The following is a 13,657-nucleotide window of genomic DNA, read 5'->3' as shown; positions in this document are numbered from 1 at the left end:
CGATCAGCGCTTCAGCGACACGAACGCGTCACGACCCGCGTAACGCGCGCCGGCACCGAGGGCTTCCTCGATACGCAGCAGCTGGTTGTACTTGGCCACGCGATCGCTGCGGCACAGCGAGCCGGTCTTGATCTGGGTGGCGGTGGTGGCCACGGCGATGTCGGCGATGGTGGTGTCTTCGGTTTCGCCCGAACGGTGCGAGACGATCGAGGCGTAGTTGGCTGCGTGCGCCATGGCGATCGCTTCCAGGGTCTCGGTCAGGGTGCCGATCTGGTTGACCTTGATCAGGATCGCGTTGGCGGTGCCGGACTCGATGCCTTCCTTGAAGATCTTCGGGTTGGTGACGAACAGATCGTCACCGACCAGCTGCACCTTGTTGCCGATGCGGTCGGTCAGCAGCTTCCAGCCGGCCCAGTCGTTCTCGGCCAGGCCGTCTTCGATGGTGATGATCGGGTACTGCGCGGCCCAGTCGGCGAGGAAGTCGACGAACTGCTCGGAGGTCAGGCGCTTGTTCTCGCCGACCAGGTTGTACTTGCCGTTCTCGTAGAACTCGCTGGAGGCCACGTCCAGGCCCAGCAGCACGTCTTCACCGGCGGTGTAGCCGGCCTTGCCGATCGCTTCCAGGATGGTGTCCAGCGCTTCGACGTTGCTGCGGAAGTCCGGCGCGAAGCCACCTTCGTCACCCACCGCCGTGCTCAGGCCATGGCCCTTGAGCACCGACTTGAGCGAATGGAAGATTTCGGTGCCGGCGCGCAGCGACTCGGAGAACGAGGTGAAGCCGACCGGCAGCACCATGAACTCCTGGAAATCGACGTTGTTGTCGGCGTGCGCGCCGCCGTTGATGATGTTCATCATCGGCACCGGCAGGGTCACGTCGCGCCCGTTGGCCAGGTGCTGCCACAGCGCCTGCTTTTTCGAGGCGGCCACGGCATGCGCATTGGCCAGCGAAACCGCCAGCAGCGCATTCGCGCCCAGGCGGCCCTTGTTCTCGGTGCCGTCCAGATCGATCAGGCGGCGGTCGAGGCCTTCCTGGTCGGCGGCATCGAAGCCCTTCAGCGCCGTGGCGATCGTGGTGTTGACGTTGGACACGGCGTTGCGCACGCCCTTGCCCAGGTAACGGGTCTTGTCGCCGTCACGCAGTTCCACCGCTTCCTTGGTGCCGGTCGAGGCGCCCGACGGCACCGCGGCACGACCGAACGAGCCGTCCTCGAGGATGACTTCGGCTTCCAGCGTGGGGTTGCCACGGCTGTCGAGGATTTCACGGGCGTGGATGCTGCGGATCGTGGTCATAGCGGGCCGGTTACCAGTCAGAGAGGGGAGGCGCCGCCAACGCAGCGCCGAAAACATGCCGCGTGATTATCCCTGCACACCCGCCACTTGCCAAATCGGCGTGGCGGACGGCAGTACCCCGGCCACGCCGGCGTGGCGCGAGGTCAACGAGGGGATCAACAAGACCAGCAGCAACAGGCCCAGCAGGGCCAGCGCGGCACCGCCGCCAGCCGCCTGCCGGCGCAGCCGGAATGCGAGCACGCTGGCGGTGACACAGACCAGCGCGACAGTACCGGTCAGCGACAGCGTGACCAACAGCAGCGGCCGTACCGAGCGCAGCGCGTTGTCGCCATCGCCGGGCGTGCCGACGCTGGCAAACACCAGCAGGACCAGCACGAACACCCCACCCCAGGCGGTGATCGCCGCACCCAGCGCGATCCAGCCCCAGGCCCAGCCGCGCCAGCCGCGGCGCACCGCGGGTGACGGCGGAATGTCGGCCATCATGCGAAGCGCGAGAACCCGTGCTTCTTGGTGACCGCGTCGAGTTCCATCAGGGTTTCGAGCAGTTCTTCCATGCGGTCCAGCGGCCATGCATTCGGGCCATCGGACAGCGCCTTGGACGGATCCGGATGGGTCTCGGCGAACAGGCCCGACACACCAACCGCCACCGCCGCGCGCGCCAGCACCGGCACGAACTCGCGCTGGCCGCCGGAGCTGTTGCCCTGCCCGCCCGGCAGCTGCACCGAATGGGTGGCATCGAACACGACCGGGCAGCCGGTATCGCGCATCACCGACAGCGAACGCATGTCGCTGACCAGGTTGTTGTAGCCGAAGCTGGCACCGCGCTCGCAGACCATGATGTCCTGGTTGCCGGTGGCCTTGGCCTTCTCGACGACCGGCTTCATGTCCCACGGCGAGAGGAACTGGCCCTTCTTGATGTTGACCGGCTTGCCGGCCGCGCACACCTTGGTGATGAAATCGGTCTGCCGGACCAGGAAAGCCGGCGTCTGCAGCACGTCCACCACCGAGGCCACTTCGTCCATCGGGGTGTACTCGTGGACGTCGGTCAGCACCGGCACGCCGATCTGCTTCTTCACTTCGGCCAGGACCTTCAGGCCCTCTTCCATGCCCGGGCCGCGGAAGGCGGTGCCCGAGGTGCGGTTGGCCTTGTCGAAGCTCGACTTGAAGATGAAGTTGATGCCGAGGCGATCGGTGATTTCCTTCAACTTGCCAGCCACGTCCAGCTGCAGCTGCATCGACTCGATCACACACGGGCCGGCGATCAGGAACAGGGGCTGGTCCAGCCCGACGTCGAATCCACACAGTTTCATGGCGTTTCCTTGTTGTCCGGCGAACACTGGCCTGGCCAGCCGCCGTGGGTGATTAGCGCTCTGCAATGGGGGCACGCGGCCCCCACTGCAAGTGCGGCGTGCCGATCAGGCGGCGGCGTCCTGCGCCAGCTTGCCACCGGCCTTGCGCTCGCGCGCGGCACGGATGAAGCCGATGAACAGCGGGTGGCCTTCGCGCGGGGTGGACAGGAACTCCGGGTGCGCCTGGCAGGCCAGGAACCACGGGTGCTGGTCGCGCGGCAGCTCGATGACTTCCACCAGGGTGTCGTCCATCGACTTGCCAGCGATCACCAGGCCCGCATCTTCCAGCTGGGTGCGATAGCGGTTGTTGAACTCGTAACGGTGGCGATGCCGCTCGGACACCACGTCCTTGCCGTACAGCTCGCGGGCCAGCGTGCCCGGCTTCAGGCGCTGCTCCTGCAGGCCCAGGCGCATGGTGCCGCCCAGATCGCTCTTGTCGTCACGCTTCTCGACATCGCCGGTGGCGGTGCGCCATTCGGTGATCAGGCCGATCACCGGGTTCGGCGACTGGCGGTCGTTCTCGGTGCTGTTGGCGCCTTCCAGGCCCGCCACGTGGCGGGCGAAATCGACCACCGCAGCCTGCATGCCATAGCAGATGCCGAAGTACGGCACGTGCTGCTCACGGGCGAACTGCGAGGTCAGCACCTTGCCTTCGAAACCGCGGTCACCGAAGCCGCCCGGCACCAGGATGCCGTCGACATCCCTGAGCGCGGCCAGGTCGCTGTCTTCCAGCTCCTGTGCTTCGAGCCATTTCAGGTTGACCTTGGTGCGCTGGCGCAGACCGCCGTGCTTGAGCGCCTCGCCGACCGACTTGTAGGCGTCCTGGTGATCGACGTACTTGCCGACCACCGCGATGGTGACCTCGTCCAGCGGGTGCAGGGTGGCATCCACCGCCGCTTCCCACTCGGCCAGATCGGCCGGGCCGGCCTTGTCGCCGAGCTTGAGCTGGTTGATGACGATGTCATCCAGGCCCTGCGCGTGCAGGCCCATCGGAATGCGGTACAGCACGTCCACGTCCGGCACGCTGATCACGGCGCGCTCGGAGACGTTGGTGAACTGGGCGATCTTGCGACGCTCCGAATCCGGGACCACCTGCTCGGAACGGCACAGCAGCACGTCCGGCTGGATGCCGATCGAGCGCAGTTCCTTGACCGAGTGCTGGGTCGGCTTGGTCTTCAGTTCGCCGGCGGCGGCGATGTACGGCACCAGGGTCAGGTGCATGAACAGCGCCTTCTCCGGGCCGCGCTCGGTGCGCACCTGGCGGATCGCCTCCAGGAACGGCAGCGACTCGATGTCGCCCACGGTGCCGCCGATCTCCACCAGCGCCACGTCGAAGCCTTCGGTGGCCTCGTCCATGCAGCGGCGGATCTCATCGGTGATGTGCGGGATGACCTGCACGGTGGCGCCCAGGTAGTCGCCGCGGCGCTCCTTGCGGATCACGTTCTCGTAGATGCGGCCGGTGGTGACCGAATTCTTGCGGCTCAGGCGGGTGCGCACGAAGCGCTCGTAATGGCCCAGGTCCAGATCGGTCTCGGCGCCGTCGTCGGTGACGTAGACCTCACCGTGCTGGAACGGGCTCATGGTGCCCGGGTCGACGTTGATGTACGGATCGAGCTTCATCATCGTCACCCGCAGGCCACGGGCCTCGAGGATGGCGGCAAGCGACGCGGCGGCAATACCTTTGCCGAGCGAGGACACTACGCCGCCGGTTACGAAGATCAAGGGAGTCATGGCTGGGGGTGTCCTGTCAGGAAGGGGGAAACGGCGCCGGCGCGCAGGGCGACGGACGACGTGAAGGGAGAAATCGGGGCGGGCCGGGCGGCAGCGGAGGATTCACGCGCCAAGGCCGGGATCAGGGGGGATGCGGTGCGGGAGTGGGTCAGCGACGTCGGGTCAGCCGTGCCGGCCGCTGTCTGGACCGTCACCTCCTGCCTACCCTGCTGGCGATCGCGCACGATCAGGCCAGTCCATTCGCTGATGGATGACACGCACTACTCCCGGAAAGCCATAGTTTACAGATTGACGGCCTCCAGCCCAAGGGGCGGATGACGGTCTTCACATAAAAAACGCCCCGGCCAGGCCGGGGCGTCTGTGGTCAGGCAACAGGAATCAGCGCTTCTTCCGCGCTTCTTCCTCTTCCTCCTTCTGCGGGGCCTGCTCGCCCCTGGCCTTCATTTCGGCCGTGGCGGCGGCGCGGCGCTTGGCCTTGGCGTCCGCCTCGGCCTGCGCCTTGTCGGCCTGTTCGCCCTGCTGCGGCGTGGGCTGGCCCTGTCCGGCGTTCTGGGCCAGTGCCATGGGCACGGCCACCACGGCGGCGGCGATGGCAACGATGGTCAGCAACTTCTTCATGGGGTGCTCCTCGCGGTATGGCATGGAATGGGGCGCCGGTAGGTCCGGTTTCCCATCCAGCACAGTCTATCGTGCCCCGGTCGGCCGCCCCCTGAACGTGTGGCGTGCAAAAAACCCGTCCAGACCGCAAACTTCGCCGTCGCATTGCGCTTTATGAAGACAGATGAACGCCCGCTATAACGCCGCCGATATTGAAGTCCTGTCCGGCCTGGACCCGGTCAAGCGCCGCCCCGGCATGTACACCGACACCGCGCGCCCGAACCATCTGGCGCAGGAAGTCATCGACAATGCCGTCGACGAAGCCCTGGCCGGACATGCCCACACGGTCGAAGTCACGCTGTTCAAGGACGGCAGCTGCGAGGTCAGCGATGACGGCCGTGGCATGCCCGTGGACATCCACCCCGAGGAGAAGATCCCCGGCGTCGAACTGATCCTGACCCGCCTGCATGCGGGCGGCAAGTTCAACAACAAGAACTACACCTTCTCCGGCGGCCTGCATGGCGTTGGCGTCAGCGTGGTCAACGCGTTGTCCACCCTGGTCGAAGTGCATATCAAGCGCGACGGCAGCGAACACCGCATCACCTTCCGCAACGGCGACCGCGCCACCCCGCTGGAAGTGGTTGGCAGCGTCGGCAGGAAGAACACCGGTACCCGCGTGCGCTTCTGGGCCGACCCGAAGTACTTCGATACGCCCAAGTACAACCTGCGCGCGCTGCGCCACCTGCTGCGCGCCAAGGCCGTGCTGTGCCCGGGCCTGACCGTGAAGCTGCACGATGAAGCCACCGGCGAGCAGGACACCTGGTACTACGAAGATGGCCTGAGCGATTACCTCAAGGCCGAGCTCGGCGAGCGCGAGATGCTGCCGGCCGACCTGTTCGTGGGCCACCTGAAGAAGGAAAACGAGGTGGTGGACTGGGCCCTGGCCTGGATTCCCGAGGGCGAGCTGGTCCAGGAAAGCTACGTCAACCTGATCCCGACCGCCCAACACGGCACCCATGCCAATGGCCTGCGCACCGGCCTGACCGAGGCGCTGCGCGAGTTCTGCGACTTCCGCAACCTGCTGCCGCGTGGCGTCAAGCTGGCCCCGGAAGATGTCTGGGACCGCGTGTCGTTCGTGCTGTCGCTGAAGATGACCGACCCGCAGTTCAGCGGCCAGACCAAGGAACGCCTGTCCTCGCGCCAGGCGGCCGGCTTCGTTGAAGGCGCCGCACACGATGCCTTCAGCCTGCTGCTCAACCAGAACGTGGACATCGGCGAGAAGATCGCCCAGCTGGCCATCGAGCGCGCCAGTGCGCGCCTGAAGACCGAAAAGCTGGTGACCCGCAAGAAGGTCACCCAGGGCCCGGCCCTGCCCGGCAAGCTGGCCGACTGCATCAGCCAGGACCTGTCGCGGACCGAGCTGTTCCTGGTCGAAGGCGACTCCGCCGGCGGCAGTGCCAAGCAGGCCCGCGACAAGGATTTCCAGGCGATCCTGCCGCTGCGCGGCAAGATCCTCAACACCTGGGAAGTGTCCTCGGGCAGCGTGCTGGCTTCGGAGGAAGTGCACAACCTGGCCATCGCGATCGGCTGCGATCCGGGCAAGGAAGACATCGCCGGCCTGCGCTACGGCAAGGTCGTCATCCTGGCCGACGCCGACTCGGACGGCCTGCACATCGCGACCCTGCTGACCGCGCTGTTCCTCAAGCACTTCCCGGCGCTGGTCGATGCCGGCCACGTGTTCGTGGCGATGCCGCCGCTGTTCCGTGTCGACGTGGGCAAGCAGGTGTTCTACGCCCTGGACGAGGAAGAGAAGCGCACGATGCTGGACAAGATCGAGCGCGAGAAGATCAAGGGCCAGGTGAGCGTGACCCGCTTCAAGGGCCTGGGCGAAATGAACCCCCAGCAGCTGCGCGAGTCCACCATCCATCCCGATACCCGCCGCCTGGTGCAGCTGACCATCGACGATGGTGAGCAGACCCATTCGCTGATGGACATGCTGCTGGCCAAGAAGCGCGCCAGCGACCGCAAGGGCTGGCTGGAAAAGAAGGGCGATCTGGCCTCGCTGGAAGTCTGAAAGAAGGGCGATCTGGCCTCGCTGGAAGTCTGAAAGAAGGGCGATCTGGCCTCGCTGGAAGTCTGATCCGCCTCATGTGACACCGAAAGAACCCGCCTCCCGGCGGGTTTTTTCTTTGCTGTCGCGCCAGGCATGGATGCATGCGGCGGGAAGAATTACCGTGGCGTCACCGCACTCGCAGGAATCCCCATGCCGTTCGATCCCACCCTGCAACTGGTGAGCGCACGCCTGGTGCTGACACCGATCCGCTCCACGGACGCGCAGGCGTTGTTCGCGATCCAGTCCGACCGTGCGGGCATGCGCTACTGGAACCATCCGGCGTGGACCGACCTCAAGCAGGCCTACGTGCAGATCCTCGACGATCTGGCCGCGCTGGACGCGGGCACGCAGTTGAAGCTGGCGATCCGTGAGCTCGCGGACGGGCCGCTGCTGGGCATCGTGGTCGTGTTCGCGATCGACGAGACGTCCAGGCGCGCGGAGATCGGCTATCACCTGGCGCCGTCGGCCCAGGGCAAGGGCTACATGCACGAGGCACTGTCACGGTTCGCGGCCTACCTGTTCGATGAGTTGCGCATGCGTCGGCTGGAAGCGGAGATCGATCCGCGCAACATACCTTCGGCGAAGGTGCTGGAACGGATCGGGTTCCAGCGCGAAGGACTGCTGCGGGAGCGCTGGCGGGTCGCCGGCGAGGTCTCCGATTCAGCCGTCTACGGCCTGCTGGCCCGCGAGTGGCAGGATCGGGCCGACCCGGCGCCGCGATGAAGCCGGCGCGGCGCCACCCTGCGGGTACCGACCTCGCCCCGCCCTGCCGGGCGTGCCCACGCCCACGAAAAAGCCCGCCTTGCGGCGAGCGTTTCGATGTTCAAACGGGTGGACCGATCAGGCCCAGCCGAACATTTCGAACAGCCGCAGGATCAGGTACGCACAGCCGCCGGCGGCCGGGATCGTCAGGATCCACGCCCACACGATCCGCTCGATCACGCCGAAGCGCAGCGAACGCGGGTTCTTGGCGAAGCCCACGCCCATGATCGCGGTGGAGATGCTATGCGTGGTCGAGACCGGCATGCCGAAGTGCGCCGCCACGGTCAGGATGGTGGCCGAACTGGTTTCCGCGGCGAAGCCGTGGATCGGATGCAACTTGACCATCTTGTGGCCCAGGGTCTTGATGATCTTCCAGCCACCCGAGGCGGTACCGGCCGCCATCACCACGGCGCAGGTCAGCACGATCCACATCGCGATGCCGTCACCGGCGGTCGCATCCGGGTGCATGAAGGCCAGCCCGGACGGCAGGTCGTTCAGCGCACCGGTCGCCTCGGCACCGATCAGCGTCATGGCGATGATGCCCATGGTCTTCTGTGCATCGTTGTGGCCGTGGGCGAAGCCCATGTAGGCCGCCGAGACGATCTGGGCCTTGCCGAAGAACGCATTGACGATGCGCGGGCGCGCCAGACGGCCCAGGAAGCCACCGATCTTCGCCATGCCCGCGATCAGGCCCCACAGCAGCAGCATCACCGCGATGCCGAGCAGGAAGCCGGCGATCGGCGAAGTGATCATCGGCAGGAACACCTTCCACAGCAGGCCCTTGTTCTGGGCCCAGGTGCCGATGCGCTCGGACCAGATCAACGCGTCCCAGTTGTTGTGGGCCGCAGCCAGGCCGGCGCCGCACAGGCCACCGATCAGGGCATGCGAGGACGAGGAAGGCAGTCCCTTCCACCAGGTGATCAGGTTCCAGATGATGCCGCCCAGCAGCGCGCACAGGATCACCTGCGGGGTCACATCGACCACGTTGGTGTTGAGCAGGCCCGAGGCGATGGTCAGCGCGACGGCGGTGCCGGTGAGCGCGCCGATCAGATTCATGAACGCGGCGAGCATCACCGCCCAGCCAGGCGAGAGCACTTTGGTCGCCACCACGGTGGCGATGGAGTTGGCGGTGTCGTGGAAGCCGTTGATGAACTCGAAGACGAGCGCGGCCAGGATCACCACCAGAACAAGGGTCAGCATGCTGTGGTGTCCGTCAGCTGTTCTTCAAGACGATCTGGTACGCGACCACGCCGGCCTCGCGGCAACGATCGATGGCCTTCTCCAGGATCTCGAAGAATTCCTTGAGCAGGAACATCTGCAGGCTGTCCAGGCGGCCGGAATAGATGTCGCGGTACAGCTCGAGCATCAGGCGGTCGGCTTCGTTCTCCAGCGAGCGCAGCTTCTCGTTGAGCGCGGTCATCCGGTCCAGGTTCATGTGGCGCAGGTCGCCCACCATCTCCACCACTACGCTGGCGGCCTGCTCCAGCATCGCCGCGCGCGGCGCGAAATCGATGTGTTCCAGGTGCTGGGTCGCCAGCGAATAGCGATCGGCGAACTTCTCGATCTGCTTGGGAATCTTGTACAGCGCCGAACCCAGCGCTTCGATGTCTTCGCGCTCGATCGGGGTCATGAAGCTGTCGACCAGCGCCTGGCTGATCTTGTCCGAAGCGGCGCGCTCGCGCAGGCGGGCCAGCTTGAAGGCGTCCAGCGCCGGCTGGCGGTCCGCTTCGCGCAGCATCGCGTGCAGCGCCTTGGCGCTGTCCTGGGCGGCTTGGGCAGCCTCGTCCAGCAGGGTGTAGAACTGTTTGCCGGAGCCAAAAATGGTCTGCAGAGAGAACATTGAGAAACCTATTCGCCGTCGAGGAAGGACGGCACCGGGCGGAATTATGACGGTTTGATGTCCAATCCGGGTACTCCCTGTCATCTTCACGCTCCCGCGGCCCTGCCTGAACGACCCTGATTGCATCCCTGCCCCGGCCTTTTGTTAAGATGCGCGGGCACCTTCGGGTGCACTCTATGGACGACGACCCTTACCCCCCGCCGCACCGCCGCGCTCACGCGCCCTCCGGTCGCCGACATCGCTTGAACACGCCCTCCCTGCCACCAACCGGGGATGCTGCCCGTGTTTGAACTGCTTATCGTCCTTGCCCTGATCCTGCTCAACGGCTTCTTCGCCATGTCCGAGATGTCGGTCATGACCTCGCGCAAGAGCCGGCTCAAGCAGATGGCCGCCTCCAGCAAACGCGCCGAGCGCGCCCTGGCCCTGTCCGAGAAGCCGGAAAGCTTCCTGTCCACGGTCCAGATCGGCATCACCCTGATCGGCATCCTGACCGGCGTGTTCGGCGGTGAGGCGATCGGCCTGGCCATCGCCGAGTGGCTGCACGGCATCGTCCCCGCGTTCGCCTACTCCAGTGAGGTGGGCAAGGCCCTGGCGGTCGCCCTGATCACCTTCCTGACGCTGATCTTCGGCGAACTGGTCCCCAAACGCCTCGCGATCACGCGCTCGGAAGATATCGCCGGCCTGGTCGCATGGCCGATGGGCTGGCTGTCCCGGATCGCCTTCCCGGCAGTGTGGCTGCTCTCGCACAGCACCCGGCTGGTGCTGCGCGTGCTCGGCCTGGGCAAGGACGAGGCCGCCTCGGTCACCGAAGAAGAGATCCGCATGCTGGTGGCCGAAAGCCACGAGGCCGGCGTGATCGACGCCCACGAGCGCGACATGATGAATCGCGTGATGCGCCTGGGCGACCGCACCGCCGACAGCCTGATGACCCCGCGTAACCGGATCGCCTGGCTGGATACCCAGGCCGATCCGGAAAAGAACATCGCCACCATGCGCGAGAACGAGTTCTCGCGTTACCCGGTGTTCCGCGACAACGACCAGGACATCGTGGGCGTGCTGGAAGTCAAAAGCCTGGTGACGCGCCTGGTCCGCGATGACCACTCGCTGTTCCAGAACCTGCGCGAGCCGCTGTACGTCTCCGAGTCCACCCACGCGATGAAGCTGCTGGAGATCTTCCGCGAGGAGCAGCAGTCGATGGCGCTGGTGGTGGACGAGTACGGCGAGATCCAGGGCCTGGTCACCATCAGCGACCTGATGGGCGCGGTGGTCGGTCGCCTGCAGTCGGTGGAGAACGTGGACGAGGACGCGCTGGTCGTGACCCGCGAGGACGGCTCGTTCCTGGTCGATGGCTCGCTGTCGATCGAGGACCTGCGCGAACTGATGGGCAACGCCGAGCTGCCCGATGCCGACGATGGCGATTACTACACCCTGGCCGGCATGTGCATCCACTATTTCGGCCGCATCCCGCATGCGGGCGAGTACTTCGATTGGGCCGGCTGGCGCATCGAGATCGTCGATCTCGACGGTGCCCGTGTCGACAAGCTGCTGCTGCGCACCCTGAGCGAAGACGAAACCGATGACATCACCGGGTGAGCCGACGCCGCCGGAGCCGACGCGGCCGCAGTACCGCAACGAGGGTATCCGCACCCTGCTGGCGATGTTCGACCACGGTGACCCGGAGGAACGGCTGCTGCTGGGCCAGATCCTGCAGGATCTGCAGCAGAGCGCGTTCGGTGTATTCCTGTTCGTGGCGATCCTGCCGGCCTTCATTCCGATTCCCGGGATCGGCGGTGCGGTCAGTGGGCCGCTGGTGATACTGATCGGTGCGCAGATGCTGTGCGGCATGCGCCGGCCCTGGCTGCCGGGCTTCATCCGCAACCGTGGGCCCAAGCGCGGCACCATGCATCGCTTCCTGGAACGGATCGATGGCCCGCTGCGGCGGCTGGACCGCCTGCTCAAACCGCGGATGGCCGGACTGCTGGTGCCGCTGCCGGCGCATGCCTTCAGCGGGCTGCTGCTGATCCTGATCGGCGTCCTGCTGTCGCTGCCGATCCCGCTGACCAATTACCTGTTCGGGTTCCAGCTGCTGCTGTTCGCCTTGGCCCTGCTGGAACGTGACGGCGTGCTGATGCTGGTCAACTGGATCGGCGCAGTGGCTGCCGTGCTGTTCTTCGGTTTCAGTTCGGGCCACCTGGTGGGCTTTACGGTGGATCTCTTCCAGCGCTGGTTCGGCTGAAAGCGCCGCGGCGCCCCTGCACGCGTTCCACCATGAAAAAAGCCGACCCCGCGGCCGGCTTCAGCATGCCAACGGCCGGCGCATGGCCGGCCCCGTTGAACGCGGTCAGACGCCGCGCTTGAGATCCACCGTGCCGGTGTCGGACATCGCGCCCGGGTCATCGGTCACGGCCGACAGCACGAAGTAAAGGGCCTTGCCGAGCAGGCCACCCGGGCCATCCCAGTATTCGGCCGATTCGGCGCTGACGTGGATCAGGCGCAGGTTCGGGTCGTCCTTGCCACCCGGGAAGAAAATCTTCATCGCCGGCGACCACAGTTCATCGATCCTGGCGCGATCGTTCACCACGCGGGCGAGGCCCGAAACCGAGACATACGTGTTGCCCGAGGGCGAGGCGTAGGCGACGTTGACGCGCGGGTTGGCCGCGATCTCGGCGACCTTGGGGCTGTCGGCTTCGGTGGCGAACCAGAGGTCGCCATCGAACTCGACTTCCTGCGTGCCCAGCGGACGACTGAACAGACGCCCGTCCGCGCCGACCGTGGTGAACATCGCGATATCGACGTCGCGGATCAGTTCGGCCAGTTGCTTGATGTGCTGCTGGCGATCGTGTTCGGCCATGGGGGTGACTCCTGCAAGGGGAGCCACCATCACAGCCGATCGGCGGCTACGGCGACGTGAACCGCGCGGTCACGCCTTCTTCGCACGCGTCCTTGGCATCACACCTGCAGTGCGCGCCACGCCTGCATCGCCAGCCCGAACGAGCGCTTGCGCGCAGCGTGGTCGTAGATGTTGGCGGTGACCAGCACTTCGTCCGGCTTGTGCCGCGCCACGAACGCGGCCAGGCCTTCTTGGACCTGCTTCACGTCACCGACCACCGCGCAGGCCAGCGCGTTCTGCACACCCACCTTTTCGTGCGGCTGCCAGAACACTTCGATGTCGTCGATCGGCGGCGGAATCAGGCCCGGCAGGCCACGGCGCAGATTGACGAAACTCTGCTGCTGAGTGGTGAACAGGCGCTTGGCGTCGGCTTCGGAATCGCTGGCGACCACGTTCAGGCCCAGCACCGCGTAGGGTGCCTGCAGATACTGCGAGGCGCGGAACTCGCGGCGGTAGACCGCCAGCGCTTCGTCCATCGCGTCCGGGGCGAAGTGCGAGGCGAACGCGAACGGCAGGCCCATCGCCGCCGACAGGCGTGCACTGAACAGGCTCGAGCCCAGCAGCCACACCGGCACTGGAATGCCTGCACCGGGCACCGCACGCACGGCCTGGCCCTTCTGCGCGGGCTCGAAGTAATGCAGCAGCTCGCGCACGTCCTGCGGGAACTGATCGGCGCTGTCGAAGTAACGGCGCAGCGCACGGGCGGTCGGCTGATCGGTGCCGGGCGCGCGGCCGAGGCCCAGGTCGATGCGGTCGGGGTACAGCGAGGCCAACGTGCCGAACTGTTCGGCCACCTGCAGCGGCGAGTGGTTGGGCAGCATGATGCCGCCGGCGCCGACGCGGATGCGCCTGGTGCCCCCGGCCACATGGCCGATCAGCACCGCCGTCGCGGCGCTGGCGATGCCCGGCATGTTGTGGTGTTCGGCCAGCCAGTAGCGGTGGAAGCCCCAGCCTTCGGCGTGCTGGGCCAGGTCCAGCATGTTGGCGAAGGCCTGCGTGGTGTCGCTGCCTTCGCAGACCGGCGCCAGATCAAGAATCGACAGCTGCATCATGAATGCTCGTTCCAACCAGGAGATATCTCACTG

Annotated in this window: 13 protein-coding genes; 4 read left to right on the top strand and 9 right to left on the bottom strand. The window is 66.2% G+C overall.

The features are described from left to right. Positions 1-3: 3 nt before the first annotated feature. The 5 genes from eno to AC07WC_RS10290 all read right to left on the bottom strand — a co-directional run bounded on the left by eno (position 4) and on the right by AC07WC_RS10290 (position 4,988). Positions 4-1,290, bottom strand: a complete 1,287-nt coding sequence (eno, locus tag AC07WC_RS10310) for a phosphopyruvate hydratase (RefSeq protein WP_495209906.1) — start codon at positions 1,288-1,290, stop codon at positions 4-6. 66 nt (positions 1,291-1,356) lie between these two features. Continuing rightward, positions 1,357-1,770 (bottom strand): hypothetical protein, encoded by a 414-nt coding sequence (locus AC07WC_RS10305; protein ID WP_495209905.1) that lies wholly within the window; start codon positions 1,768-1,770, stop codon positions 1,357-1,359. Next, complete coding sequence (gene kdsA, locus AC07WC_RS10300; protein ID WP_019183338.1) at positions 1,770-2,600, bottom strand: 3-deoxy-8-phosphooctulonate synthase; 831 nt, start codon at positions 2,598-2,600, stop codon at positions 1,770-1,772. Before kdsA ends, AC07WC_RS10305 begins: the two co-directional genes overlap by 1 nt. Positions 2,601-2,705: 105 nt before the next feature. Further along, positions 2,706-4,370 (bottom strand): CTP synthase, encoded by a 1,665-nt coding sequence (gene pyrG, locus AC07WC_RS10295; RefSeq protein ID WP_495209904.1) that lies wholly within the window; start codon positions 4,368-4,370, stop codon positions 2,706-2,708. Between the two features lie 378 nt (positions 4,371-4,748). Beyond that, complete coding sequence (locus AC07WC_RS10290; RefSeq protein ID WP_176989627.1) at positions 4,749-4,988, bottom strand: hypothetical protein; 240 nt, start codon at positions 4,986-4,988, stop codon at positions 4,749-4,751. Positions 4,989-5,151: 163 nt separating this feature from the next. Here AC07WC_RS10290 and parE point away from each other — a divergent pair, with 163 nt between their 5' ends. Beyond that, positions 5,152-7,041 carry a DNA topoisomerase IV subunit B gene (parE, locus tag AC07WC_RS10285; protein WP_495209903.1) on the top strand — a complete coding sequence of 630 codons (1,890 nt, stop codon included), beginning with the start codon at positions 5,152-5,154 and terminating at the stop codon, positions 7,039-7,041. A gap of 189 nt (positions 7,042-7,230) precedes the next feature. After that, positions 7,231-7,803, top strand: a complete 573-nt coding sequence (locus AC07WC_RS10280; protein WP_495209902.1) for a GNAT family N-acetyltransferase — start codon at positions 7,231-7,233, stop codon at positions 7,801-7,803. Between the two features lie 117 nt (positions 7,804-7,920). On the opposite strand, the gene AC07WC_RS10275 is transcribed toward AC07WC_RS10280, so the two are convergent. Next, positions 7,921-9,042, bottom strand: a complete 1,122-nt coding sequence (locus AC07WC_RS10275; RefSeq protein ID WP_495209901.1) for an inorganic phosphate transporter — start codon at positions 9,040-9,042, stop codon at positions 7,921-7,923. Between the two features lie 13 nt (positions 9,043-9,055). Then, positions 9,056-9,682: a DUF47 domain-containing protein gene (locus AC07WC_RS10270; protein ID WP_019183345.1), complete on the bottom strand. Its 627-nt coding sequence runs from the start codon at positions 9,680-9,682 to the stop codon at positions 9,056-9,058. Between the two features lie 282 nt (positions 9,683-9,964). Here AC07WC_RS10270 and AC07WC_RS10265 point away from each other — a divergent pair, with 282 nt between their 5' ends. Further along, a complete protein-coding gene (locus tag AC07WC_RS10265) occupies positions 9,965-11,275 on the top strand; it encodes a hemolysin family protein (protein WP_495209900.1) in 1,311 nt (436 codons plus the stop codon). Next, entirely contained in the window at positions 11,259-11,918 is a 660-nt protein-coding gene (locus AC07WC_RS10260) for an exopolysaccharide biosynthesis protein (RefSeq protein ID WP_495209899.1), read from the top strand. Before AC07WC_RS10265 ends, AC07WC_RS10260 begins: the two co-directional genes overlap by 17 nt. A gap of 105 nt (positions 11,919-12,023) precedes the next feature. Here the strand turns inward: AC07WC_RS10260 and AC07WC_RS10255 are convergent, their stop codons facing one another. Together AC07WC_RS10255 and AC07WC_RS10250 are read right to left on the bottom strand one after the other, a co-directional pair. Beyond that, positions 12,024-12,533, bottom strand: coding sequence for a pyridoxamine 5'-phosphate oxidase family protein (locus AC07WC_RS10255; protein WP_495209898.1), 510 nt, complete (start codon positions 12,531-12,533; stop codon positions 12,024-12,026). Positions 12,534-12,631: 98 nt separating this feature from the next. Further along, the gene (locus AC07WC_RS10250; protein ID WP_495209897.1) at positions 12,632-13,624 is read right to left on the bottom strand and encodes an LLM class flavin-dependent oxidoreductase; all 993 of its coding nucleotides are present in this window, start codon (positions 13,622-13,624) and stop codon (positions 12,632-12,634) included. Between the last annotated feature and the right edge of the window lie 33 nt (positions 13,625-13,657).

This window comes from Stenotrophomonas sp. GW821-FHT01H02A, assembly GCF_059422145.1.
This window is presented reverse-complemented; position numbering and strand designations above follow the sequence as displayed.

What these genes read in the sequence shown, in the direction of transcription:
- eno (WP_495209906.1), bottom strand. Translation starts at nt 1,290, where the DNA reads ATGACCACGATCCGCAGCATCCACGCCCGTGAAATCCTCGACAGCCGT.
- AC07WC_RS10305 (WP_495209905.1), bottom strand. Translation starts at nt 1,770, where the DNA reads ATGGCCGACATTCCGCCGTCACCCGCGGTGCGCCGCGGCTGGCGCGGC.
- kdsA (WP_019183338.1), bottom strand. Translation starts at nt 2,600, where the DNA reads ATGAAACTGTGTGGATTCGACGTCGGGCTGGACCAGCCCCTGTTCCTG.
- pyrG (WP_495209904.1), bottom strand. Translation starts at nt 4,370, where the DNA reads ATGACTCCCTTGATCTTCGTAACCGGCGGCGTAGTGTCCTCGCTCGGC.
- AC07WC_RS10290 (WP_176989627.1), bottom strand. Translation starts at nt 4,988, where the DNA reads ATGAAGAAGTTGCTGACCATCGTTGCCATCGCCGCCGCCGTGGTGGCC.
- parE (WP_495209903.1), top strand. Translation starts at nt 5,152, where the DNA reads ATGAACGCCCGCTATAACGCCGCCGATATTGAAGTCCTGTCCGGCCTG.
- AC07WC_RS10280 (WP_495209902.1), top strand. Translation starts at nt 7,231, where the DNA reads ATGCCGTTCGATCCCACCCTGCAACTGGTGAGCGCACGCCTGGTGCTG.
- AC07WC_RS10275 (WP_495209901.1), bottom strand. Translation starts at nt 9,042, where the DNA reads ATGCTGACCCTTGTTCTGGTGGTGATCCTGGCCGCGCTCGTCTTCGAG.
- AC07WC_RS10270 (WP_019183345.1), bottom strand. Translation starts at nt 9,682, where the DNA reads ATGTTCTCTCTGCAGACCATTTTTGGCTCCGGCAAACAGTTCTACACC.
- AC07WC_RS10260 (WP_495209899.1), top strand. Translation starts at nt 11,259, where the DNA reads ATGACATCACCGGGTGAGCCGACGCCGCCGGAGCCGACGCGGCCGCAG.
- AC07WC_RS10255 (WP_495209898.1), bottom strand. Translation starts at nt 12,533, where the DNA reads ATGGCCGAACACGATCGCCAGCAGCACATCAAGCAACTGGCCGAACTG.
- AC07WC_RS10250 (WP_495209897.1), bottom strand. Translation starts at nt 13,624, where the DNA reads ATGATGCAGCTGTCGATTCTTGATCTGGCGCCGGTCTGCGAAGGCAGC.